The organism is Erwinia sp. STN24, from assembly GCF_041320675.1.
Classification (GTDB): domain Bacteria; phylum Pseudomonadota; class Gammaproteobacteria; order Enterobacterales; family Enterobacteriaceae; genus Erwinia; species Erwinia aeris.
In genome coordinates this window covers 1,765,692-1,788,380 of record NZ_JBGGPM010000001.1, presented here as the reverse complement: position 1 = coordinate 1,788,380, position 22,689 = coordinate 1,765,692, and the positions used below count along the sequence as shown (strand labels likewise).

Genomic DNA, 22,689 nt, shown 5'->3' with positions numbered 1-22,689 from the left:
AGCGGCTGGCGGCCTGTCGCAAAAACCCTTATGCAAAAATGATCTTTAAATAGGGCGGCTTATTGGCTCGCCGCACCACGGGCTTATCCCTTTCCCGGCTTTATGGCAGAATAACGTCCCTCACTGTTACCGAGCAGGAACCCCGATTGTGAAAATTCTCGTTGATGAAAACATGCCCTATGCGCGCGAACTGTTTAGCCGCACGGGCGATGTAGTGGCCGTTCCCGGCCGTCCCGTCCCGCAGGCCGAGCTGGATGACGCCGACGGCCTGATGGTGCGCTCCGTGACCAAAGTCAATGCGGAGCTGTTAAACGGCAAGCCGGTAAAATTTGTCGGCACGGCCACGGCGGGCACCGATCATATTGATGAGGCTTTTCTGCAACAACAGGGGATCGCTTTTTCGGCGGCACCGGGCTGTAACGCCATCGCCGTGGTGGAATACGTTTTCTCTGCGCTGCTGTTGCTGGCGGAACGCGACGGCTTCGCGCTGAAAGATCGCACCGTCGGCATTGTCGGCGTCGGCAACGTCGGCGGGCGCCTGCAGGCTCGTCTTGCCGCGCTGGGGATCCGCACTTTGCTTTGCGATCCTCCGCGTGCCGATCGAGGCGACGAAGGGGACTTCCTGCCGCTTTCACAGCTGGTGGCGGAAGCCGATATCCTGACCTTCCACACGCCGCTGTTTAAGCAGGGCGCCTACAAAACGCTGCATCTGGCCGACGAGGCGCTGCTGCGGGCGCTGAAACCCAACGCTATTCTGATCAACGCCTGCCGTGGGCCGGTAGTGGACAATCAGGCGCTGCTGAAGGTGCTGGAAACGCGCCGCGATCTCAGCGTGGTGCTGGACGTGTGGGAGCCGGAGCCGGAGCTTTCCCTGCCGCTGCTGGAAAAAGTGGATATCGCCACCGCCCATATCGCGGGCTACACCCTGGAAGGGAAAGCGCGCGGCACCACCCAGGTATTTGAAGCCTGGACGCAGTTTTTAGGCAACCCGCAGCAGGTGGCGCTGGAAACCCTGCTGCCCGCGCCGGAGTTTGGTCAGATCACGCTGCGCGGCGAGCTGGATCAGCCGACGCTGAAAAGACTGGTGCATCTGGTGTATGATGTGCGCCGCGACGACGCGCCGCTGCGAAAAGTGGCGGCCGTACCGGGTGAATTCGATCGCCTGCGTAAAAATTATCTGGAACGTCGCGAATGGTCTTCGCTGCGCGTGCAGTGCAATAGCGAAAGCACCGCGACGCTGCTGTCGGCGCTGGGTTTCAGCGCGTACTGGCAGGCCGATTGCTAAAAATTTCAGGCGGCGCGCCCCCACGTAAGGGCGCGACGCCCGCTACGAAAAATTCTGAATCGTCGGGCGGTGTCGTCACCGCCCTCTGTTTTTTATGTACATTATCTGGAGTAAACCAACATGTCTGACGGCTGGAATATTGCGCTACTGGGCGCGACAGGCGCAGTAGGGGGAGCAGTACTGGAATTACTGGCCGAGCGTCAGTTCCCGGTTGGTGAGCTGTATCTGCTGGCGAGCGAACGCAGCGCGGGCGAAAACCTGCGTTTTGAAGGCAGAACGCTGCTGGTTAACAACGCCAGCGAGTTCGACTGGTCGCAGGTGCAGCTGGCCTTTTTCGCCGCCGGTCGCGAAGCCTCGGCGCGCTATGCCGAAGAAGCCGCGAGCGCGGGCTGCCTGGTGATCGACAGCAGCGATCTTTTCGCGCTGGAGCCGGACGTGCCGCTGGTGGTGCCGGACGTGAACCCGCAGGTGCTGGCCGACTACCGCAACCGCAATATCATCAGCGTGGCCGACAGCGTCACCAGCCAGCTGCTCTGCGCGATCAAACCGCTGGTGGATCAGGCGGGCCTGGGCCGTTTGCAGGTGACCAGCCTGATTGCCGCTTCGGCACACGGCAAGGCCGCCGTGGACTCGCTGGCGGGCGAAAGCGCGCGGCTGCTGAACGGGATGCCGGCGGAAGAGAACTTCTTCGGTCGCCAGCTGGCTTTCAACATGCTGCCGCTGCTGCCGGACGCCGAAGGCAGCGTGCTGCAGGAGCGCCGCCTGATCGATCAGGTGCGTAAAGTGCTGCAGGATGAAGGGCTGCCGATTTCGGTCACCACCGTTCAGGCGCCGGTTTTTTACGGCAACGCGCAAATTGTGCACGTGGAAAACCTGCGCCCGATGTCGGCGGAAGAGGCGCGCGAAGCGCTGATGCAGGCGGAAGATATCGCGCTTTCCGATGAAAACGACTATCCGACGCAGGTCGGCGACGCATCGGGCAGCGCACTGCTCAGCCTGGGCTGCGTGCGCAACGATTACGGCATCCCGGAGCTGCTGCAATTCTGGTCGGTAGCGGACAACGTACGCTTTGGCGGCGCGCTGATGGCGGTGAAAACCGCTGAGAAACTGGTACAGGAGTACTTCTGGTAATGTCGGCGCCGCAAACGTACAAACTGGCGCTGGGCATTGAGTATGACGGCAGCCGCTATTACGGCTGGCAGCGGCAGCAGGAAGTCAGAAGCGTGCAGGAGAAGCTGGAAAAAGCGCTCTCTAAGGTGGCCGATCATCCGGTGGTGGTGTTCTGCGCAGGCCGAACCGATGCGGGCGTGCACGGTACTGGCCAGGTGGTGCATTTTGAAACCACCTCGCTGCGTAAAGATGCCGCCTGGACGCTGGGCGTCAACGCCAACCTGCCGGACGATATCGCCGTGCGCTGGGTGAAGCCGGTTGCGGACGATTTTCACGCCCGCTTCAGCGCCACGGCGCGGCGCTATCGTTACGTCATCTATAACCGTCGTCTGCGTCCGGCGATTTTGCACGGCGGCGTAACGCATTTTTACCATCCGCTGGATGTGGAAAAAATGCAGCGGGCAGGGCAGGCGCTGCTGGGCGAAAACGACTTTACCTCTTTTCGCGCGGTGCAGTGCCAGTCACGCACGCCCTGGCGCAACGTCATACACCTTAATGTCAGCCGTCACGGGGCTTACGTGGTGGTGGATATCAAAGCCAACGCTTTTGTGCACCATATGGTGCGCAACATTGTCGGTAGCCTGATGGAAATAGGCTGTGGAAATCAGCAGGAAAGCTGGATGGCCGAGCTGCTGGCGGCGAAAGATCGCACGCTGGCGGCGGCAACGGCGCGGGCCGAAGGGCTTTATCTGGTCGCGGTCGATTACCCGGAACGTTATGATTTACCCCGTCCGCCGATGGGGCCGCTATTCCTCGAGGATTAACGCATTAAGGAACCTGTATGGAAGTGATTCACACCGTCATCGACTTTATTTTGCACATTGATGTGCATCTGCAGGCGATGGTTGCACAGTATGGCGTCTGGATTTATGCCATTTTGTTTTTGATTCTGTTTTGCGAGACGGGGCTGGTGGTTACGCCTTTCCTGCCCGGCGATTCGCTGCTGTTTGTGGCGGGTGCGCTGGCGGCTATCCCGGACAGCGCGCTGAACGTGCACGTGATGGCGCTGCTGCTTTGCGTGGCGGCGATTGTCGGCGATGCGGTGAATTACACCATCGGACGCCTGTTCGGCAATAAGCTGTTCAGCAATCCGAACTCAAAAGTTTTCCGCCGCAGCTACCTGGATAAAACGCATCAGTTCTATGAGCGTCACGGCGGCAAAACGATTATCCTGGCGCGCTTTGTGCCGATAGTCCGCACATTTGCGCCGTTCGTCGCCGGTATGGGCAAAATGTCCTATCGCCATTTTGCGCTGTTCAACGTGGCGGGCGGTATTCTTTGGGTGGTGCTGTTCTCTTATGCCGGCTACTTCTTCGGCAACCTGCCTGCTATCCAGCAAAATCTGCACTATCTGATCGTCGCTATTATTCTGGTTTCGGTTCTGCCAGGCGTGGTGGAAGTGTTACGTCATCGCCGCGCGGCGCGTCAGCAGAAGCCGCAATAGCCTCTCTGTTATCGTCCGTCCGCCGGCAGCGGCGGCGGACGAGTTCCTTCCTGATGCTTTTGCTCATAAAATACGTTTTCATGGTCGTTGCTGACCGCTTCGCGGCATGATAAATAAACAGCCCGGCCCGCCCGTGCGCGGTGGTGCAAAAGGGAAACGCGGGCCGTTGACGAATTGGTAGCGCGCAAAACGGTTTTATGATGTAATACCGCCTAATTCTCAGGCGATAATCTGTGTTAAGTATCTGATTTAGCACAATAAACAACATAACAGGTCATCAATGAGCTGGATTGAAAGAATTCTCAACAAGAGCACAATCACCCCATCGCGCAAAGCCAGCATTCCGGAAGGCGTCTGGACCAAATGCGACAGCTGCGGCCAGGTTCTCTACCGTGCCGAGCTGGAACGCAATCTGGAAGTTTGCCCGAAATGCGATCACCATATGCGTATGCACGGACGTGACCGTCTGCACAGCCTGCTGGACGAAGGTTCGATGACCGAACTGGGCAGCGAGCTGGAGCCGAAAGATGTGCTCAAGTTCCGGGATTCCAAAAAATACAAGGATCGTCTGGCCGCGGCGCAGAAAGACACCGGCGAGAAAGACGCGCTGATTGTGATGAAAGGCACGCTGCACGGCATGCCGGTTGTGACGGCCGCGTTTGAGTTCTCCTTTATGGGCGGCTCAATGGGCTCCGTGGTTGGCGCTCGCTTTGTGCGTGCCGTTGAGCAGGCGCTGGAAGACAACTGCCCGCTGATCTGCTTCTCCGCCTCCGGCGGCGCCCGTATGCAGGAAGCGCTGATGTCGCTGATGCAGATGGCGAAAACCAGCGCCGCGCTGGCGAAAATGCAGGCGCGCGGTCTGCCTTATATCTCCGTGCTGACCGATCCGACCATGGGCGGCGTTTCCGCCAGCTTCGCCATGCTGGGCGATCTGAACATCGCCGAGCCTAAAGCGCTGATCGGCTTTGCCGGCCCACGCGTGATCGAACAGACCGTGCGTGAAAAACTGCCGCCGGGCTTCCAGCGCAGCGAATTTTTAATCGAGAAGGGCGCTATCGACATGATCGTGCGCCGTCCGGTGATGCGCTTTAAGCTCGCCTCCGTGCTGGCGAAGATGATGAATCTGCCGGCGCCGCAGGAAGAGCGCGTGCCAGAGGTGGAAGAGGCGCCACAAAGCCCTGAAGCCTGACCGATGTCCGAAAGGGCGCGCGTCGCCCTTTCACCAATGAACCGTAACTTGTGAACGGGATACATGGATACTCTTCCTCAAGCCACGTCGCCTCTGGCCACGTGGCTTCATTATCTTGAGAATCTGCATTCTCAGGCTATCGAACTCGGGCTGGCGCGCGTTCAGCGCGTCGCCGCACGGCTTGACCTTCTTAAACCTGCTCCGTTTGTTTTTACCGTCGCCGGCACCAACGGCAAAGGCACCACCTGCCGGACGCTGGAAACGCTGCTGATGGCCGCCGGCTATCGCGTCGGCGTCTACAGCTCGCCGCACCTGGTGCGCTATACCGAACGCGTGCGCATTCAGGGGCTTGAGCTGGCCGAAGCGGAGCATACCGCCTCATTTGCCGATATTGAAAAAGGGCGCGGCGACATTTCGCTGACCTATTTCGAGTACGGTACGCTTTCCGCGCTCTGGCTGTTTAAGCGTGCGCAGCTTGATGTGGTGATCCTGGAAGTGGGGCTGGGTGGCCGCCTGGACGCGACCAATATCGTGGATGCCGACGTATCGGTAATCACCAGCATCGCGCTCGATCATACCGACTGGCTTGGCCCGGATCGTGAAAGCATTGGCCGCGAAAAAGCGGGCGTCTTTCGTGGCGGCAAGCCTGCTATCGTTGGCGAACCTGATATGCCGCATACCATTGGCGAAGTGGCCGATGAGCTGGGCGCGCAGTTATTGAAGCGTGGTCGCGACTGGTCTTACCGCGTTGGCGGGCACGACTGGAGCTTTACCGACGCGCAGGGCACGCTGAACGGCCTGCCGATGCCGCAGGTGCCGCTGCCGAATGCCGCCACCGCGCTGGCCGCGCTGCGCGCATCATCGTTAAAAGTTGATGACGCCACGCTTTACGAGCTGGACAAAGCGATTTTGCCCGGTCGTTTTCAGACCGTTGCACAATCGCCGCGCATTATTCTGGATGTCGCGCATAATCCTCATGCGGCTGGCTACCTGGCCGAACGCCTGGGCGAGCTGCCGAAAGCCGGAAAGGTCCATGCGGTGGTCGGCATGCTGCACGACAAAGATATCGCCGGGACGCTGGCCTGCCTGGCGCCGCAGGTCGACTACTGGTACTGCGCGCCGCTGGCAGGGCCGCGAGGCGCAAGCGCGGAGCAGCTGCTGGCGCATTTGCCGGGCGCGCAGGCCTGTGCCAGCGTGGCGGCGGCGTTTGACCAGGCGCGGCGGCAGGCCGGGCCGCAGGATATCGTGCTGGTGTGCGGTTCTTTCCACACCGTAGCGCAGGTAATGGAAACGATGGAAACGGAGAGTGGCAGTGGCAAGTAAGTTTCAAAATCGTTTGGTCGGAACGGTGATCATCGTGGCGCTGGGCGTTATCGTGCTGCCGGGCCTGCTGGACGGTAAGAAAAAGCACTATAAAGAAGAGTTCGCCGCGATCCCGCTGGTGCCTAAACCTGGCGATCAGCAGGAAACGGAGATGGTGCCGCCGGTCACGCAGTCGCTGCCAGCCCAGCCGCCGGAAGGCGCGGGCACGGCGATAGCGGGCCAGACCAATGAAAATACCTCGCAGGCTGAAAGCGGCTCTACCGCGCCGCAGGCGGGCAACCAGCCGACCGTGGTGTCGCCGCCGCCGGTAAGTCATGTTGTGACGGAAAAACCGGTCGAAAAACCCAAAGCGCAGCCAAAACCCGTAGAGAAGCCGAAGGCGGAACCTAAGCCGGTAGCGAAGCCGGAAACCAAACCGGAACCGAAACCGGAGCCGAAGCCCGTACAGCAGGAGAGCGCGCCGGCAGGTCAGGCGTGGGTCGTGCAGCTGGGGGCGCTGAAGAACGCCGCTAAGGTTAACGAAATCGTCGCCTCGCTGCGCCTTTCCGGCTATCGCGCCTTTACGGTGCCGTCAACGCCGGTGCAGGGCCAGATTACCCGCGTTTATGTCGGGCCGGACGCTTCAAAAGCGAAGATGCAGGCCGCCGTGGGCGAGCTGAAAGGCATCTCCGGACTGAGCGGCGTGGTAAAGCCTTATAGCGCACGTTAGATTGTTGCTATCGCAGCAAGAGACGGCGCCTTTCAGGCGCTGAAATCGGGCTGTCGTTGTGCCGTTTCAGGCGAGGCGGCAGCCCGTAAAACAAAGTAAATCAAACAGTTGCCGGGACGAGTCGGCCAGCCTGTTTTCCCGTTATCTCTGCAGGTTTTGCGCTGGTTTTTTTCACGCCCGGTTTTCATCAGGACGGTTAAGGAAAAGCTACGCAAACGTTTTCTTTTTCTGTTAGAATTCGCCCCGAACTCAGGTTGTGTCCCTGTGCTGCCCGTGCCGACGCGGCAGACAGCAGAGGGATGCAGCCTGATCAGAGGCACAGTCGCTGGAAGAGTTCATGGTCTGGATAGATTACGTCATTATTGCGGTTATTGGTTTTTCGGCTCTTGTCAGCCTGATCCGCGGGTTCGTTCGGGAAGCACTTTCGCTCGTCACCTGGGGTTGCGCATTTTTTGTCGCCAGTCATTATTACTCCTTCCTTGCTGTCTGGTTCACAGGTTTTGAAGACGAACTGGTTCGAAATGGAATCGCCATCGCGGCATTGTTTATCGCCACGCTGATTGTCGGCGCGATAGTCAACTATGTGATTGGCTCGCTGGTTGAAAAAACCGGCCTGTCGGGAACCGACAGGGTGCTGGGAGTCTGTTTCGGGGCATTACGCGGCGTACTGATTGTGTCGGCCATGCTGTTTTTCCTTGATACCTTCACCGGCTTTTCCAAAAGCCCGGACTGGCAGCAGTCCCAGCTGATTCCCCAGTTTAGCTATATAATCAGGTGGTTTTTTGACTACCTGAAAAGCACGTCGAGTTTTTTACCCCGGTAATTGAGCCGGGGTTGCGGCTTATGAGGAAATGACCACATGTGCGGTATTGTCGGGATCGCCGGTTTTATGCCGGTCAACCAGTCGATTTATGATGCGTTAACGGTGCTGCAGCACCGTGGCCAGGATGCCGCAGGCATCGTTACCATTGATGCCCTGAACTGCTTCCGCCTGCGTAAAGCAAACGGCCTGGTGAGCGATGTTTTTGAAGCCCGCCATATGCAGCGTTTGCAGGGCAATATGGGGATCGGCCACGTCCGCTACCCGACCGCCGGAAGCTCCAGCGCTTCTGAAGCGCAGCCCTTCTACGTTAACTCGCCTTACGGCATTACGCTTGCGCACAACGGTAACCTGACCAACGCCCACGAGCTGCGCAAGCAGCTGTTTGAAAGCGGCCGCCGTCACGTGAACACCACTTCCGATTCGGAAATCCTGCTGAATATTTTCGCCACCGAGCTGGATCGTTTTCAGCACTATCCGCTGGAAGCGGAGAATATTTTCGCGGCGGTGGCGGCGGTGCACCAGCACGTGCGCGGCGCTTATGCCTGCGTAGCGATGATTATCGGCCACGGCCTGGTCGCCTTCCGCGATCCCAACGGCATCCGTCCGCTGGTTATCGGCAAGCGCGCAATGAAAGACGGCCGCAGCGAGTATATGGTGGCTTCCGAAAGCGTGGCGCTGGATACGCTGGGCTTTGAGTTCCTGCGCGACGTGGCGCCGGGCGAAGCGGTTTACGTCACTGAGAAAGGGCAGCTGTTCACCCGTCAGTGCGCGGAAAACCCCAAATGCAACCCGTGCCTGTTCGAGTACGTCTATTTTGCCCGCCCGGATTCCTTCCTGGACAAAATTTCCGTATACAGCGCCCGCGTGCGCATGGGCACCAAGCTGGGCGAAAAGATTGCCCGCGAATGGGAAGACCTGGATATTGACGTGGTGATCCCGATCCCGGAAACCTCCTGCGATATCGCGCTGGAAATGGCGCGCATTCTGGACAAGCCTTACCGTCAGGGTTTTGTGAAAAACCGCTACGTGGGCCGCACCTTTATTATGCCGGGCCAGCACCAGCGCCGCAGCGCGGTGCGCCGCAAGCTGAACGCCAACCGCGCGGAGTTTCGCGGTAAGAACGTGCTGCTGGTGGACGATTCCATCGTGCGCGGCACTACGTCGGAACAGATTATCGAAATGGCGCGCGAAGCCGGGGCGAAAAAAGTCTATCTGGCTTCCGCCGCGCCGGAAATCCGCTTCCCGAACGTCTACGGCATCGATATGCCAAGCGCGACCGAGCTGATTGCGCACGGGCGGGAAGTGGACGAGATCTGCAAGCTGATCAAAGCCGACGCGCTGATTTTCCAGGACCTGGACGATCTGATTGAGGCGGTGCGCGAAGAAAATCCGGATATTGCCCAGTTTGAATGTTCGGTGTTTAACGGCGTTTACGTGACGAAAGATGTCGATCAGCGCTATCTGGAGCATATCCAGTCGCTGCGCAACGACGATGCGAAAGCGCTGGCGCGCCAGAACGAGGTCGAAAACCTGGAAATGCACAACGAGGGCTGATGCGCTCGCCGCTTTCCTGGTATCATGGGTCGGAAGCTATTCCGGCCCATTTTTTTTGGGCCGGCCCCAGGAAGGTTAAGGATTATTATGAAACGACTTATCATCGGCATTTCGGGCGCCAGCGGCGTAATTTACGGCATTCGCACGCTCCAGATACTGCAACAGGTCGACGGGGTGGAAACGCATCTGGTGATGAGCCAGGCCGCGCGGCAGACGCTGGCGCTGGAAAGCGACTATTCCGTGCGCGACGTGCAGGCGATGGCGGATGTGGTGCATGACGCGCGCGATATCGCCGCCAGCATCTCTTCCGGCTCGTTCAAAACCGACGGAATGGCTATCCTGCCCTGTTCAATGAAAACGCTGTCCGGCATCGTCCACAGCTACAGCGACGGTCTGCTGACGCGTGCGGCGGACGTGATCCTGAAAGAGCGTCGTCGGCTGGTGCTCTGCGTGCGGGAAACGCCGCTGCATCTTGGGCATCTGCGGATGATGACCACGGCGGCGGAGCTGGGCGCGATTATCATGCCGCCCGTACCGGCCTTCTATCATCGTCCTGAGAACGTCATGGACATCGTTGACCAGACGGTCAACCGCGTGCTGGATCAGTTTGATATCGAGCTGGATAACGATCTTTTCACGCGCTGGCAGGGTGCATAGAAGCCTGTCTCCTGCGCTTTTTTGGTGCGCCCGCTCCCATAAACACGCTTTGCGTGCAGAAAATGCACCAAAGCGAGGCATTCTTCTTCCATAATCCTGCTGTCGGGTCGCGTTTTTTTAACTTCTTTATGCGCCGGTGCGCTTTCGTGACCCTCTGGTAAAGGTGGCATGAAAGCTGCACGTCTTTACGCTGGCCCCTCCATAATAAAAGTGACTCTGAGGATAATCTATGAAGAAGCAGGTGATGGCTCTTTCTCTGCTGCTGGCATTCTCTGCCGGTAGCGCGCTGGCCGCCGTGCCCAAAACGCTGCGTATCGGCACCGACCCAACCTATGCGCCGTTTGAATCCAAAAACGCGCAGGGCGAACTGGTGGGCTTTGATATCGACCTTGCCAACGAGATCTGTAAGCGTATGGCAACGAAATGTACCTTCGTCGAAAGCGATTTCGACGCGCTGATCCCGTCGCTGAAGGCGAAAAAAATCGATGCGATTATCTCTTCGCTTTCTATTACCGAAAAGCGTCAGCAGGAAATCGCCTTCTCTGAAAAACTTTATGCCGCCAACGCCCGCCTGATCGCCCCTAAAGGTGCCAAAATCGAACCGACCGTGGCGTCGCTGAAGGGCAAAACTATTGGTTTGCTGCAGGGCACAACGCAGGAAACCTATGCCAACCAGTACTGGCGCACGCAGGGCGTAACCGTAACGCCTTATGCCAATCAGGATTTGGTTTATCAGGATCTGACGGCGGGACGTATCGACGCCGCGTTTCAGGATGAAGTGGCCGCCAGCGAAGGCTTCCTCAAGCAGCCCGTTGGTAAAGACTACGCTTTTGCCGGCCCGGCAGTGAAGGACGAAAAAATCTTTGGCGTCGGCACAGGTATGGGGCTGCCGAAAGAAAGCACCGAGCTGAAAGCCGCTATCGATAAAGCCGTGGCGGCGATGCGCCAGGACGGCACCTATGACAAGCTGGCGAAAAAATATTTTAACTTTGACGTCTACGGCGGCTAAGAAAACCTGTCAGGGGGCGGCGCTGGCGGCTCCCGATTTGCCCCCGGCGTTGGGGCAAACGCCTTAAATCAGACAGGAAACTGCTTATGCTGTATGGCTACTCTGCAATCATTTTCAAAGGCGCGATGGTGACGCTGGAGCTGGCGCTGTGTTCGGTGCTGCTTTCGGTGGTGCTGGGCCTTATTGGCGCGGGCGCAAAGCTTTCCGGCCGTCGTCCGCTGGCAATGCTGTTTGAAGGCTACACCACGCTAATCCGCGGCGTGCCCGACCTGGTGCTGATGCTGCTGATCTTCTATGGGCTGCAAATCGCGCTTAACCAGGTTACCGAGCTGATGGGCCTCAGCCAGTTTGATATCGATCCGATGACGGCGGGCATTATTACGCTGGGTTTTATCTACGGCGCCTATTTCACGGAAACGTTTCGCGGCGCCTTTATGGCGGTATCGAAAGGGCAAATTGAAGCGGCCACCGCGTTCGGTTTTACCGCGTCGCAAACGTTCCGCCGCATCCTGTTCCCGGCGATGATGCGCTATGCGCTGCCCGGCATCGGCAACAACTGGCAGGTGATCCTCAAGGCGACCGCGCTGGTGTCGCTGCTGGGGCTGGAGGATGTGGTAAAAGCCACGCAGCTGGCGGGCAAAAGCACCTGGCAGCCGTTTTATTTCGCCATCGTCGCCGGTGTGGTTTACCTGATTTTCACCACGCTTTCTAACGGCGTGCTGTGGTGGCTTACGCGTCGCTACTCCGTGGGCGTGAAAAGGGCGGACTTATGATCGACATTTTGCAGGAATACTGGAAGGCCCTGCTGTGGACGGACGGCTACCGCTTTTCCGGCGTGGCGATTACGCTCTGGCTGCTGATTATCTCCGTGGCGCTGGGCGGCTGTCTGGCGATACTGCTGGCGATCGCCCGCGTGTCGTCCATTAAAGCCGTACGCTTTCCGGTCTGGCTGTTTACCTATCTGTTTCGCGGCACGCCGCTGTATGTCCAGCTGCTGGTGTTCTACTCAGGCATGTATACGCTGGACGTGGTTAAAGGCAACGATCTGCTGAATACCTTTTTCCGCAGCGGCCTGAACTGTACGCTGCTGGCGCTGACGCTGAATACCTGTGCCTACACCACGGAAATTTTCGCTGGCGCCATCCGCGCCGTGCCGCATGGTGAAATCGAGGCGGCGCGCGCCTATGGCTTCTCTACCTTTAAGCTCTATCGCTGCATTATTCTGCCTTCGGCGCTGCGCATCGCGCTGCCCGCCTACAGCAATGAGGTAATTTTGATGCTGCACTCTACGGCGCTGGCCTTTACCGCGACCGTGCCCGACCTGCTGAAGGTCGCGCGCGATATCAACTCCGCCACCTATCGGCCTTTCGTTGCTTTCGGCATCGCGGCGGCGCTGTATCTGATTATCTCTTATGTATTGATTAGCCTGTTCCGCAGGGCGGAAAAACGCTGGCTGGCGCATATGAAACCTTCATCGACCCATTGAGTAGATCTATGTCCAATAAACTAAACGTCACCGAGCTGCATAAACGCTATGGCGATCATGAAGTGCTGAAGGGCGTCTCGCTCCAGGCGAAGGCGGGCGATGTCATCACCATTATTGGCTCTTCCGGCTCGGGGAAAAGTACCTTTTTGCGCTGCATTAACTTTCTGGAGAAGCCGAGCGAAGGCTCTATTGCCGTTAATAATCAGCTGATTAATCTGGTGCGCGACACCGACGGCCAGCTAAAAGTCGCCAATAAAGAGCAGCTGCGGGCGCTGCGCACCAGCCTGACGATGGTGTTCCAGCACTTTAACCTCTGGAGCCATCTGACGGTGCTGCAAAACGTGATGGAGGCGCCCATCCAGGTGCTGGGCCTGAGCAAGGCCGAGGCGCAGTCGCGGGCCATTCGCTATCTGGATAAGGTCGGCATCGACGAGCGCGCGCGGGCAAAATATCCGGTGCATCTCTCCGGCGGCCAGCAGCAGCGCGTTTCCATTGCCCGCGCGCTGGCAATGGAGCCGGAAGTGCTGCTGTTTGATGAACCAACCTCGGCGCTCGATCCGGAGCTGGTGGGCGAAGTTCTGCGGATTATGCAAAAGCTGGCGGAAGAGGGCAAAACCATGGTGGTAGTGACGCACGAAATGGAATTTGCCCGCCACGTCTCCAGCCACGTGATTTTTTTACATCAGGGCCGGATAGAAGAGCAGGGGCCGCCGGAGGTGCTGTTTAACCATCCGCAAAGTCCGCGGCTGCAGCAGTTTTTAGCGGGCGCATTGAAATAGGGCCGTTACACCACGTCCGCCAGCGCTTCGTCCAGCTGATACCAGCGAAAGCTGAAGCCTGACGCTTCCAGCCGCTTCGGCAACACGTGCTGACCGCCCAGCACCAGTACCGCAGATTCGCCCATCATCAGCTTAATCGCGCTGGCGGGCGTGCGCATAAAGGCTGGTCGGTGCAGCGCGTGACCCAGCATGGCGGCGAACTGCTCGTTGCGTACCGCGTAGGGCGAAACCATATTGAACGGCCCGCGCAGATCCGGGTTATCCAGCAGCCACAGGATCGCGTTCAGCATATCGTCCAGGTGGATCCACGGCATATATTGCTGTCCGCTGCCAAGGGGGCCGCCGATGCCCAGTTTGAAGGGCAGCTTCATTTTGCTCAGCGCGCCGCCGGTTTTAGCCAGCACGACGCCGGTACGCAGCAGGCAAACCCGTGTTCTGTCGCTGTCGGCCGCCATCGCCAGCGCTTCCCAGTGCGCGCACAGCTTATGGGTAAATTCCGCATGGCCGGGATCGTCTTCAGTGATCACCACATCGCCGGTATCGCCGTAAAACCCCGTTGCCGAACCGGAGATAAAAACTTTCGGCGGGGTCGTACTGGCATTGATCAGCGTGGCCAGCTTTTCGGTCATCTGCCAGCGGCTTTCACAAAGATGCTGCTTTTGCTGTTCGGTCCAGCGCTTGTCGGCGATAGGCTCGCCGGCCAGGTTGATAACGGCATCCACGCCGTCAAGGTTACGCTGCTGATCCAGCCCGGACCACAGGCTAACCTTTTCCCCCAGTTTCTGCCGTGCGCTGACGACGTCGCGCGTGACCACGCTCACGCTGTCGCCCCGGGATAGAAGACGAGGGATCAGATGGCTGCCGATCAGACCGGTGCCGCCCGTGAGTAAAATGTGCATTTTTTTCTCCTCAAAGGGTGTCGTCAATGCCATAAGCTTAGGCGAAGTTGACGGGAAAGCGCGACGCGCGTCGGCAAAGTAACCGACGCCGGTCAGGAGAGATTGCCTTCTGTTAAAAAAATGGGTAAACAGGTTGCAGACGCCGCCTGATAAGGAACCGAGGATGAATTATCCCAACGTTGTTTTGTGGTCAGATGCCTGTTTTTTTAGTCCCTATGTGATGTCTGTTTTTGTGTCGCTCAGCGAAAAGGGGGTGCCTTTTTCAGTAAAGCGTGTCGATCTGGCCAGCGACCAGCACCTTGAGGCGGGCTATGGCGCGCTGTCGCTGACGCGCCGCGTGCCCACTTTGCAACTTGATGATTTTATGCTTTCTGAATCCTCCGCCATCGCCGAATATCTGGAGGAGCGCTTTCCTGCGCCGGAGTTTGAACGGCTTTATCCGCAGGGCCGGGAAAAGCGCGCCAGGGCCAGAGAGATCCAGGCCTGGCTGCGCAGTGATTTTCTGCCGCTTCGCCAGGAGCGCCCCACGGAAGTTCTGTTTGCTGGCGAAACCTTTGCGCCGCTGTCGACGGCGGCGCAGCGCTCCGCTAATAAACTGATAAGCGCCGTTGAAAAGCTGCTGCCGTCGGGCCAGCAGAATCTTTTTGGCGAGTGGTCGATAGCGGATACGGATTTAGCGATAATGATTAACAGGCTGGCGCTGCATGGCGACAGCGTACCGGCGCGCGTGGCGGATTACGCTCATTTTCAGTGGCAGCGGGCGTCGGTGCAGCTTTGGCTGTCTGAATCTTCTAAAGATACCGCAGAATGACACAGCGGGATCAGTATCTTAAGGCGACCCGTGGCAGACTGCGCGGGCAGGCATCAACGAGCGCGAAGGCGCCAGAAAAGTAAGGGTTGGGGATGGTGGAGCAAGACAGCGGCACGGAGTGGGTGGATATCGTTAACGAAGATAACGAGGTAATCGCGAAGTCCAGCCGGGCGCAGATGCGGGCGCAATGTTTACGTCATCGCGCCACCTATATCGTGGTGCATAACGGCGCAGGCAAGATCCTGGTGCAGCGCCGGACGCAGAACAAAGACTTTATGCCGGGAATGCTGGATGCAACCGCTGGCGGCGTAGTACAAAGCGGCGAAGAGATGCTGGAGTCGGCGCGTCGGGAAGCAGAAGAAGAGCTGGGCATTGCCGCTGTACCTTTTGCGGAGCATGGTCTGTTCTATTATGAAGACCAGCACTGTCGCGTGTGGGGAGGCCTGTTTAGCTGCGTGTCTCACGGCCCGTTCGCGATGCAGGAAGAAGAGGTCGAAGAGATATTCTGGATGACGCCGGAAGAGATCACTGGCCGCTGCGACGAGTTTACGGATGATTCGCTGAAAGCGCTGTCGCTGTGGCTGAGCCGCAACGGCGAGCAGAATCGCTAAAAAAAAAGGCCGCATAAGCGGCCTTTTTAGCACTGGTAATTAGCGAGTTTCGCGTACGGCCAGGCGGGGCTGTGTTTTACGACCCAGCATACCCATCCAACCTGCGATCGCGGCTTCCACCAGCAGCGTGATCAGGGCGATCCAGCTGGCTTTTGCCGTAGCGGCGGCGGCTTTTTCACCGGCTTCACGGGCTTTCTGCTCCGCTTGTTTTTTCAGTTCCTGATATTTCTGGTAAGCCTGCTCATAGCTCTGTTGCGTCTGAGCAACGATCTGATCGACTTCCTGATCGCTCTTACCAGTACGGGCTTTAACGATGTTTTTCAGCGCGTCAACGTCGGCAGCCTGAAGGGTAGCCTGGTTACGCTGCACGACGCCTGAGAACCAGCTGGCTAAATCGGTATCGGCATTCTGCTGATCTTTGGCAGTGTCCTCAGCCTGATTTTGCGCGGTATCGGCTTCTTTATTAGCGTCCTGCTGCAGTTTTTCCGGCTGCAATTCTGGCTTGCCGGTCTGACGCAGCGTGGTTTCCAGCTCGTTTTGCAGATTGTTCAGGTCAATATTGTTTTCCTGCAGTTTCTGCTTAATGTTCTGGCCTACAGAAGGCGCTACGCTGGAAATACCGTTGCCCAGCATGTTGAAGCCGGAGCCGATCACGCTGGCAGTACCGCTAACGGCGCTGCTAAGCACAATAGCGAACAGCCACACGCAAACCAGCGTGTTCACAGCCCACATCAGTAATCCGTGCAGCGCGCCTTCACGCTGTGCTAGGCGGCCGGTGATATAGGCGCCCGCACCGACAGAGATCAGCATGCTCAGCCCTGTCCAGATAGTGGCGCCCGTGCCCAGGCCTTCAAGCGGATTTTGTTCTTTTAACGGATCGATCGTGGTCGCGCCAATTGCCGTACCCAGAATGGTTAGCAGCAAATAAATAACCACGGAAAGGATCACGCCTGCGAAAATAGCGCTCCATGAAATACGCTTTAGCGGAATGCCGCTATTTACTTCATTGTAAACCGGATGAACTTGGTGATCGCTCATGAGAGAACTCCCTTGCCTGATATAGGTGTTGTTCCTGAAGACATTATTATCAAAAAGACTCTGTCTCTTGCCATGATAAGCCTGGCACCGGAACCTGGATTCTACCAGGAATAATTTTATTCAGAATTTTTATTTTTTATATCAGAGAGTTGTGTGTTTTTTCTTTGCGTAAAAATGAATGTTTCAGGACGGGCGCAAATACCGGGGGTAATGTTATTCCGCCAGGATGACTTTTTTATTTCCGCAAAAAAAAAAGCGGACCTTTCGATCCGCTTCAATTTAAAGTGCGTATTAACCTTCGGCCTGTTTCGCCTGAATGGCGGTCAGGGCGATAGTATAAACAATATCGTCTACTAACGCGCCGCGCGACAGATCGTTAACCGGCTTGCGCATACCCTGCAGCATCGGCCCGATGGAAATAAGATCGGCAGAGCGCTGTACGGCTTTATAGGTGGTGTTACCGGTATTCAGATCCGGGAAGATAAACACGGTGGCGCGACCGGCGACCGGTGAATCCGGCGCTTTGGATTTGGCGACGTCGGCCATAATCGCAGCGTCGTACTGCAACGGGCCGTCGATCACCAGATCCGGGCGTTTCTCTTTGGCGATGCGCGTAGCCTCGCGCACTTTTTCCACGTCGCTGCCCGCGCCGGAGTTGCCGGTCGAGTAGGAGATCATCGCCACGCGCGGCTCAATGCCGAAAGCGGTAGCGGAATCGGCAGACTGGATGGCGATTTCAGCCAGCTGCTCCGGATTCGGATCCGGATTGATGGCGCAGTCGCCATACACCAGCACCTGCTCCGGCAGCAGCATAAAGAACACCGAAGAGACCAGCGAACTGCCCGGCGCGGTTTTAATCAGCTGTAACGGCGGACGAATGGTGTTGGCCGTGGTGTGCACCGCGCCGGAAACCAGACCGTCCACTTCGCTGCTTTCCAGCATCATGGTGCCCAGCATCACGTTGTCTTCCAGCTGCTCCTGCGCCACAACCTCGGTCATACCTTTGTTTTTACGCAGCTCCACCAGGCGAGGCACATAGTTTTCCCGCACCTGCTGTGGATCGACGATTTCGATGCCTTTGCCCAGCTCGACGCCCTGGGCGGCGGCTACGCGCTGGATCTCATCCGGATTGCCCAGCAGCACGCAGGTAGCGATGCCGCGTTCGGCACAGATAGCGGCCGCTTTAACGGTACGCGGCTCGTCGCCTTCCGGCAGAACGATGCGCTTGCGGGCATGGCGGGCCAGCTCGGTCAGCTGATAGCGGAAGGCCGGCGGCGACAGGCGGCGGCTGCGCTCGGAGGCGGCGGTCAGCGAGTCAATCCAGTCGGCGCTGATATGGCTGGCCACGTATTCCTGCACCCGCTCAACGCGCTGGGTATCGTCGCTGGGCACTTCCAGGTTAAAGCTTTGCAGGCTCAGCGAGGTCTGCCAGGTATTGGTTTTCACCATAAACACCGGCAGGCCGGTCGCGAAGGCGCGTTCGCACAGGCGCTGGATAGGCGCATCGATCTGATAGCCGCCGGTCAGCAGGATAGCGCCGATCTCCACGCCGTTCATTGCCGCCAGGCAGGCAGCCACCAGCACGTCAGGACGGTCGGCGGAGGTCACCAGCAGCGAGCCGGGACGAAAATGCTCCAGCATATGCGGCAGGCTGCGGGCGCAGAACGTCACCGACTTCACGCGGCGCGTGGCAATATCGCCTTCGTTAATAATCTGCGCATTAAGATGGTGGCACATATCGATAGCGCGGGTAGCTATCAGATCGAAGCTCCACGGCACGCAGCCCAGCACCGGCAGCGGACTGTTGACGGCCAGCTGCTGCGGATCGATATTGGCAATGCTGGCCTTGGTGGAGTCATCAAAAATTTCGGAAAGGTCGGGACGGGTACGGCCCTGTTCATCAACAGGCGCGTTCAGCTTATTAACGATCACGCCCGTGATGTTTTTATTTTTGCTGCCGCCGAAACTGCTGCGCGTCAGCTTGATACGCTCCTGTAGCGCTTCCGGCGAATCGTTGCCGGGCGACATCACAAAAACGATCTCCGCGTTCAGCGTTTTGGCGATCTCATAGTTCAGCGCCGTAGCGAACTGATGCTTGCGCGTCGGCACCAGGCCTTCCACCAGCACCACTTCTGCATCTTTGGTGTTCTCGTGGTAGCGCGCGATGATCTCTTCCATCAGCACGTCCTGCTGATTAGCGCCGAGCAGCGATTCCACGCGGCTCATCTGCAGCGGTTCGGCTGCCGGAATCGCGGAGTTTTTACGGATAATCAGCGTGGTCTGGTCAAGCGAATCGCCGCCGGTACGCGGCTGGGCGATAGGTTTAAACACGCTGAGACGGACGCCTTTACGCTCCATCGCGCGGATAACGCCAAGGCTGACGCTGGTAAGACCGACGCTGGTGCCGGTAGGGATGAGCATTATGGTACGAGACAAGGTAAACCTCTCATAATTAGACCCGTTATGCCGATGCTTTAGCGATAACTGCCGGAAAAACAGCGGCGGTGGGTTTCCTGATGTCTGAAACAGCACCGTCAGCCTGAGCTGACGGTGTGCACTTAAGCGGTTAAGCGGCTGGCGTCCTGCGCAATCACCAGCTCTTCGTTAGTCGGGATGACAATAGCAGGTCGGGTGCCTTCTTTATTGATAAAACCCGCTTTGCCGAAGCGAGCGGCCAGATTACGCTCATGATCGGGTTCAAAACCGAGCAGCGCCAGTTTTTTCAGCGTCAGCTCGCGCACCATTGCGGCGTTTTCGCCAATGCCGCCGGTAAAGATAACCGCGTCCAGCCGGCCTTCCATCAGCGCCGTATAGGAACCGATGTATTTGGCAAGGCGATGGCAATAAACGTCCATCGCGCGCTTAGCATCTTCTTTGGTGGTGTAGTTCTCTTCCACGTAGCGGCAGTCGCTGGTCACGCCGGTCAGGCCAAGCAGCCCGGACTCTTTGGTCAGCATTTTGTTGATGGCGTCAACGCTCATCCCCAGCGTGTCGTGCAGGAAAAACACAATCGCCGGATCGATATCGCCGGAGCGGGTGCCCATGACCAGGCCTTCCAGCGGCGTCAGGCCCATAGAGGTGTCCACGCACTCGCCGTTACGAATTGCGCTGACGGAACCGCCGTTGCCCAGATGACAGGTAATGATGTTCAGTTCATGCAGCGGCTTGTTAAGCGCTTTGGCCGCTTCGTGCGTGACGTAGTAGTGGCTGGTACCGTGAGCGCCGTAGCGGCGCACGCCGTGCTCCTTATATAAATGATAAGGCAGGGCATACAGGTAAGACTCTTCCGGCATGCTCTGATGAAACGCGGTATCGAACACCGCCACGTTTTTATCGGAAAGATGCGGAAAGTTTTTCATCGCTTCATCGATACCGATCAGGTGCGCCGGATTATGCAACGGCGCAAAAGAAGAGGCGTCTTTAATACCCTGAACAACGTCCTGGTCAATCACCACGGACTGGGTCAGCTTTTCGCCGCCGTGCACGATACGGTGACCTATTGCAGTAATTTGTGCAGACAGCGCTGGTTTTTGTGCCAGAATAGTTTTAACGATAAAGTTAAGAGCTTCACTGTGAGCTGCGCCAGCGCCCAGGGCCGCTTCCTGTTTTTCGCCTTCCAGTTTCCACTTGATGCGCGCTTCGGGCAGGTGGAAACATTCGGCTAAACCGGAAAGATATTCGTCGCCGTTTGCGGGATCAAGAATGGCGAATTTTAACGAAGAGCTACCGCAGTTCAAAACCAGAACTAACTTACTCGACATGGTAGGTCCTATTGGTTGAGGGTGGCGAAAAAAAACTCAATCAGACTATCAGCGTAGCGCATGAAAGCTGGTACATTATGATGAACATCATGCTGTCGGCATAATTTGTCCGAAAGCAAAAAAATTTCATAAAAACCCAAAGATTTTTTGAATTTGTGCGGGCCGGCCCGTGTGAGCTCAGCAGAATCGCAGCAAGCATGTAACAGCCATTCAACAATCGCGCACAGGATAACCAGAGTGCCTTGTAAAGACAAAATTTTTTGAAGGCTGTAAGGTAAAGTTGTTACGTGGTATTTTTTGTTTAATTTTTATCCGTGAAGTTGAGGTCAACCATGGCAAATGAATCCGGCACTGTCGGTTGGGTCAAGCTGTTTCAGAACGGGCAGCATTATATGAAGACGTGGCCAGCCGACAAGCGTCTTGCGCCTCTGTTTCCGGAAAACAGAGTCACCACGGCGACGCGATTCGGCATCCGTTTTATGCCGCCGCTGGCCGTCTTCGCCATGACCTGGCAGATCGCGTTGGGGGGCCAGCTTGGGCCTGCCGTCGCCACCGCGCTGTTCGCCTGTAGCCTGCCGATGCAGGGCCTGTGGTGGCTGGGCAAACGTTCCGCCACGCCGCTGCCGCCCACGCTGCTTAGCTGGTTTCACGAAGTGCGCGAAAAACTTCAGGCCGCTGGCCAGGCGCTGGCGCCTGTTGAAGGCAAACCTACTTACCAGGCTCTCGCCGACGTGCTGAAGCGCGCTTTCGGTCAGCTGGACAAAACTTTCCTCGACGATCTCTGAGTTCTACGGTTTTCGCCGCTGCGGCGGCGAAAAACTGCCCTGCATCAAAGAAGTAGCGGTTTGCTGTGCCTCGCCACAGCGCGTTATGCGATCCTTGCGCCATCCTTTCATTTTGTCCACCGTGACACCAGGAGTTGATGATGGAAATGAGCCATGCGCAGCGTTTAATCCTTTCTAACCAGTACAAGCTGATGAGCCTGTTGGATCCCGATAATCTTGAGCGCTATCGTCGTCTGCAAACGATCGTCGAACGCGGCTATGGCCTGCAAATGCGCGAGCTGGATCGCGAATTCGGCGAGCTGCCGGAATCCGTCTGCCGTACGCTGATTGATATTATGGAGATGCACCACGCGCTGCATGTGTCCTGGACAAATCTGAAAGATCCCGGCGAAATCGAAGCGCGTCGCCTGCAGTTTTTAGGCTTCGACGCCGCTACCGAGGCGCGATTCCTTGGCTACGTGCGGTTTATGGTACAGATTGAAGGCCGCTATACTCAGTTTGATGCGGGCAGCCACGGCTTTAACGCCCAGACGCCGATGTGGGAAAAGTATCAACGGATGCTGGCCGTATGGCACACTTGCCCAAGGCAGTATCATCTGAGCGCGAACGAGATCGCGCAAATCATCAACGCCTGAGAAGGAACATGTAGTGAAGTGTAAAGGTTTTCTGTTTGATTTGGACGGCACGCTGGTGGACTCTCTCCCGGTAGTCGAACGCGCCTGGGTAAACTGGGCCTCGCGGCACAACATCGCAGCGGATGAGGTGCTGAATTTTATCCACGGCAAGCAGGCTATCACCTCACTGCGTCATTTTATGGCCGGCGCGTCTGAAGAGGCCATCCAGCAGGAGTTTCTGGCGCTGGAAAAAATCGAAGCGGAAGATACCGACGGCATCGTAGCTTTACCGGGCGCGCAGGAACTGCTCGCCACGCTTAACGAGCTGCATATTCCGTGGGCTATCGTTACGTCCGGCTCTGTTCCCGTTGCTTCTGCCCGGCGTAAGGCGGCTGGCCTGCCGGAACCGGAGGTATTCGTCACCGCTGAACGCGTGCAAAACGGTAAGCCGGCACCGGATGCCTATTTACTGGGCGCCCAGCTGCTGGAGCTGGAGCCAGAAGAGTGCGTGGTAGTGGAAGACGCCGCTGCGGGTATCCTTTCCGGCCTCGCGGCGGGCAGCCATGTGATTGCCGTCAACGCCCCTGCCGGTTCACCTCGTCTGGAAGAGGTCGCCATGCAGCTCAGCTCGCTGGAGGAGCTGATCATCAATAAAAACGGTGACGGCACCATCGACGTGCATCGAAAGCACTAACTTATGATTTAGCCCCGCATCCGCGGGGCTTTTTTATGGCATCCTCCC

At 57.6% G+C, this 22,689-nt stretch carries 23 protein-coding genes; 19 read left to right on the top strand and 4 right to left on the bottom strand.

The annotated features are described in order from the left end of the window. Positions 1–148 precede the first annotated feature (148 nt). The 14 genes from pdxB to hisP all read left to right on the top strand — a co-directional run bounded on the left by pdxB (position 149) and on the right by hisP (position 13,428). Positions 149–1,285, top strand: coding sequence for a 4-phosphoerythronate dehydrogenase PdxB (pdxB, locus tag ACA373_RS08425; protein WP_253459722.1), 1,137 nt, complete (start codon positions 149–151; stop codon positions 1,283–1,285). A 120-nt stretch (positions 1,286–1,405) separates the two neighbouring features. Further along, positions 1,406–2,416, top strand: coding sequence for an aspartate-semialdehyde dehydrogenase (locus ACA373_RS08420; protein WP_301251943.1), 1,011 nt, complete (start codon positions 1,406–1,408; stop codon positions 2,414–2,416). Further along, entirely contained in the window at positions 2,416–3,219 is an 804-nt protein-coding gene (truA, locus tag ACA373_RS08415) for a tRNA pseudouridine(38-40) synthase TruA (RefSeq protein ID WP_253459728.1), read from the top strand. The genes ACA373_RS08420 and truA overlap by 1 nt, the downstream gene beginning before the upstream one ends. A gap of 17 nt (positions 3,220–3,236) precedes the next feature. Then, positions 3,237–3,899 carry a DedA family protein gene (locus ACA373_RS08410; protein ID WP_125288277.1) on the top strand — a complete coding sequence of 221 codons (663 nt, stop codon included), beginning with the start codon at positions 3,237–3,239 and terminating at the stop codon, positions 3,897–3,899. Between the two features lie 280 nt (positions 3,900–4,179). After that, positions 4,180–5,088 carry an acetyl-CoA carboxylase, carboxyltransferase subunit beta gene (gene accD / locus ACA373_RS08405; protein WP_125288276.1) on the top strand — a complete coding sequence of 303 codons (909 nt, stop codon included), beginning with the start codon at positions 4,180–4,182 and terminating at the stop codon, positions 5,086–5,088. A 63-nt stretch (positions 5,089–5,151) separates the two neighbouring features. Next, on the top strand, positions 5,152–6,411 hold the full coding sequence (gene folC / locus ACA373_RS08400; RefSeq protein WP_370734323.1) for a bifunctional tetrahydrofolate synthase/dihydrofolate synthase: 1,260 nt from the start codon (positions 5,152–5,154) through the stop codon (positions 6,409–6,411). Then, on the top strand, positions 6,401–7,120 hold the full coding sequence (gene dedD / locus ACA373_RS08395; RefSeq protein WP_253459733.1) for a cell division protein DedD: 720 nt from the start codon (positions 6,401–6,403) through the stop codon (positions 7,118–7,120). The genes folC and dedD overlap by 11 nt, the downstream gene beginning before the upstream one ends. 337 nt (positions 7,121–7,457) lie before the next feature. Beyond that, on the top strand, positions 7,458–7,943 hold the full coding sequence (cvpA, locus tag ACA373_RS08390) for a colicin V production protein (protein WP_125288273.1): 486 nt from the start codon (positions 7,458–7,460) through the stop codon (positions 7,941–7,943). 36 nt (positions 7,944–7,979) lie between these two features. Further along, positions 7,980–9,497 carry an amidophosphoribosyltransferase gene (purF, locus tag ACA373_RS08385; protein WP_125288272.1) on the top strand — a complete coding sequence of 506 codons (1,518 nt, stop codon included), beginning with the start codon at positions 7,980–7,982 and terminating at the stop codon, positions 9,495–9,497. An 87-nt stretch (positions 9,498–9,584) separates the two neighbouring features. Then, positions 9,585–10,154 carry a UbiX family flavin prenyltransferase gene (locus ACA373_RS08380; RefSeq protein WP_253459736.1) on the top strand — a complete coding sequence of 190 codons (570 nt, stop codon included), beginning with the start codon at positions 9,585–9,587 and terminating at the stop codon, positions 10,152–10,154. A gap of 229 nt (positions 10,155–10,383) precedes the next feature. Further along, positions 10,384–11,163: a lysine/arginine/ornithine ABC transporter substrate-binding protein ArgT gene (gene argT / locus ACA373_RS08375; protein WP_253459738.1), complete on the top strand. Its 780-nt coding sequence runs from the start codon at positions 10,384–10,386 to the stop codon at positions 11,161–11,163. Positions 11,164–11,249: 86 nt separating this feature from the next. Continuing rightward, on the top strand, positions 11,250–11,936 hold the full coding sequence (locus ACA373_RS08370; protein ID WP_301251939.1) for a histidine ABC transporter permease HisQ: 687 nt from the start codon (positions 11,250–11,252) through the stop codon (positions 11,934–11,936). Next, positions 11,933–12,649 carry an ABC transporter permease gene (locus ACA373_RS08365; RefSeq protein WP_301251938.1) on the top strand — a complete coding sequence of 239 codons (717 nt, stop codon included), beginning with the start codon at positions 11,933–11,935 and terminating at the stop codon, positions 12,647–12,649. The genes ACA373_RS08370 and ACA373_RS08365 overlap by 4 nt, the downstream gene beginning before the upstream one ends. An 8-nt stretch (positions 12,650–12,657) precedes the next feature. Next, positions 12,658–13,428: a histidine ABC transporter ATP-binding protein HisP gene (hisP, locus tag ACA373_RS08360; protein WP_253459747.1), complete on the top strand. Its 771-nt coding sequence runs from the start codon at positions 12,658–12,660 to the stop codon at positions 13,426–13,428. 5 nt (positions 13,429–13,433) lie between these two features. On the opposite strand, the gene ACA373_RS08355 is transcribed toward hisP, so the two are convergent. Beyond that, complete coding sequence (locus ACA373_RS08355) at positions 13,434–14,327, bottom strand: TIGR01777 family oxidoreductase (RefSeq protein WP_253459749.1); 894 nt, start codon at positions 14,325–14,327, stop codon at positions 13,434–13,436. A 163-nt stretch (positions 14,328–14,490) separates the two neighbouring features. On the opposite strand from ACA373_RS08355, the gene yfcF reads away from it, so the two are divergent. Next, positions 14,491–15,138, top strand: a complete 648-nt coding sequence (gene yfcF / locus ACA373_RS08350; protein WP_370734322.1) for a glutathione transferase — start codon at positions 14,491–14,493, stop codon at positions 15,136–15,138. Positions 15,139–15,230: 92 nt separating this feature from the next. Next, a complete protein-coding gene (gene yfcD / locus ACA373_RS08345) occupies positions 15,231–15,749 on the top strand; it encodes an NUDIX hydrolase YfcD (RefSeq protein WP_125288264.1) in 519 nt (172 codons plus the stop codon). A 39-nt stretch (positions 15,750–15,788) separates the two neighbouring features. Here the strand turns inward: yfcD and ACA373_RS08340 are convergent, their stop codons facing one another. The 3 genes from ACA373_RS08340 to ackA all read right to left on the bottom strand — a co-directional run bounded on the left by ACA373_RS08340 (position 15,789) and on the right by ackA (position 20,548). Then, positions 15,789–16,787, bottom strand: coding sequence for a hypothetical protein (locus ACA373_RS08340; RefSeq protein WP_301730504.1), 999 nt, complete (start codon positions 16,785–16,787; stop codon positions 15,789–15,791). A gap of 291 nt (positions 16,788–17,078) precedes the next feature. Continuing rightward, positions 17,079–19,223, bottom strand: coding sequence for a phosphate acetyltransferase (pta, locus tag ACA373_RS08335; RefSeq protein WP_253459759.1), 2,145 nt, complete (start codon positions 19,221–19,223; stop codon positions 17,079–17,081). A gap of 122 nt (positions 19,224–19,345) precedes the next feature. Next, a complete protein-coding gene (gene ackA / locus ACA373_RS08330) occupies positions 19,346–20,548 on the bottom strand; it encodes an acetate kinase (RefSeq protein ID WP_253459762.1) in 1,203 nt (400 codons plus the stop codon). Positions 20,549–20,880: 332 nt separating this feature from the next. Between ackA and yfbV the strand changes: the two genes are divergently transcribed. The 3 genes from yfbV (at position 20,881) to ACA373_RS08315 (ending at position 22,641) form a co-directional block, all read left to right on the top strand. Then, positions 20,881–21,333 (top strand): terminus macrodomain insulation protein YfbV, encoded by a 453-nt coding sequence (gene yfbV, locus ACA373_RS08325; protein ID WP_253459766.1) that lies wholly within the window; start codon positions 20,881–20,883, stop codon positions 21,331–21,333. Between the two features lie 140 nt (positions 21,334–21,473). Beyond that, positions 21,474–21,968, top strand: coding sequence for a YfbU family protein (locus tag ACA373_RS08320; RefSeq protein ID WP_301251980.1), 495 nt, complete (start codon positions 21,474–21,476; stop codon positions 21,966–21,968). 13 nt (positions 21,969–21,981) lie between these two features. Continuing rightward, on the top strand, positions 21,982–22,641 hold the full coding sequence (locus tag ACA373_RS08315; RefSeq protein ID WP_301251932.1) for a sugar phosphatase: 660 nt from the start codon (positions 21,982–21,984) through the stop codon (positions 22,639–22,641). Positions 22,642–22,689 lie beyond the last annotated feature (48 nt).

Excerpts from the sequence above, each read along its gene's own strand:
- ACA373_RS08420 (WP_301251943.1), top strand. The coding sequence starts at position 1,406 with ATGTCTGACGGCTGGAATATTGCGCTACTGGGCGCGACAGGCGCAGTA.
- truA (WP_253459728.1), top strand. The coding sequence starts at position 2,416 with ATGTCGGCGCCGCAAACGTACAAACTGGCGCTGGGCATTGAGTATGAC.
- ACA373_RS08410 (WP_125288277.1), top strand. The coding sequence starts at position 3,237 with ATGGAAGTGATTCACACCGTCATCGACTTTATTTTGCACATTGATGTG.
- accD (WP_125288276.1), top strand. The coding sequence starts at position 4,180 with ATGAGCTGGATTGAAAGAATTCTCAACAAGAGCACAATCACCCCATCG.
- folC (WP_370734323.1), top strand. The coding sequence starts at position 5,152 with ATGGATACTCTTCCTCAAGCCACGTCGCCTCTGGCCACGTGGCTTCAT.
- cvpA (WP_125288273.1), top strand. The coding sequence starts at position 7,458 with ATGGTCTGGATAGATTACGTCATTATTGCGGTTATTGGTTTTTCGGCT.
- purF (WP_125288272.1), top strand. The coding sequence starts at position 7,980 with ATGTGCGGTATTGTCGGGATCGCCGGTTTTATGCCGGTCAACCAGTCG.
- ACA373_RS08380 (WP_253459736.1), top strand. The coding sequence starts at position 9,585 with ATGAAACGACTTATCATCGGCATTTCGGGCGCCAGCGGCGTAATTTAC.
- argT (WP_253459738.1), top strand. The coding sequence starts at position 10,384 with ATGAAGAAGCAGGTGATGGCTCTTTCTCTGCTGCTGGCATTCTCTGCC.
- ACA373_RS08370 (WP_301251939.1), top strand. The coding sequence starts at position 11,250 with ATGCTGTATGGCTACTCTGCAATCATTTTCAAAGGCGCGATGGTGACG.
- ACA373_RS08365 (WP_301251938.1), top strand. The coding sequence starts at position 11,933 with ATGATCGACATTTTGCAGGAATACTGGAAGGCCCTGCTGTGGACGGAC.
- hisP (WP_253459747.1), top strand. The coding sequence starts at position 12,658 with ATGTCCAATAAACTAAACGTCACCGAGCTGCATAAACGCTATGGCGAT.
- ACA373_RS08355 (WP_253459749.1), bottom strand. The coding sequence starts at position 14,327 with ATGCACATTTTACTCACGGGCGGCACCGGTCTGATCGGCAGCCATCTG.
- yfcF (WP_370734322.1), top strand. The coding sequence starts at position 14,491 with ATGAATTATCCCAACGTTGTTTTGTGGTCAGATGCCTGTTTTTTTAGT.
- yfcD (WP_125288264.1), top strand. The coding sequence starts at position 15,231 with ATGGTGGAGCAAGACAGCGGCACGGAGTGGGTGGATATCGTTAACGAA.
- ACA373_RS08340 (WP_301730504.1), bottom strand. The coding sequence starts at position 16,787 with ATGAGCGATCACCAAGTTCATCCGGTTTACAATGAAGTAAATAGCGGC.
- ackA (WP_253459762.1), bottom strand. The coding sequence starts at position 20,548 with ATGTCGAGTAAGTTAGTTCTGGTTTTGAACTGCGGTAGCTCTTCGTTA.
- yfbV (WP_253459766.1), top strand. The coding sequence starts at position 20,881 with ATGGCAAATGAATCCGGCACTGTCGGTTGGGTCAAGCTGTTTCAGAAC.
- ACA373_RS08320 (WP_301251980.1), top strand. The coding sequence starts at position 21,474 with ATGGAAATGAGCCATGCGCAGCGTTTAATCCTTTCTAACCAGTACAAG.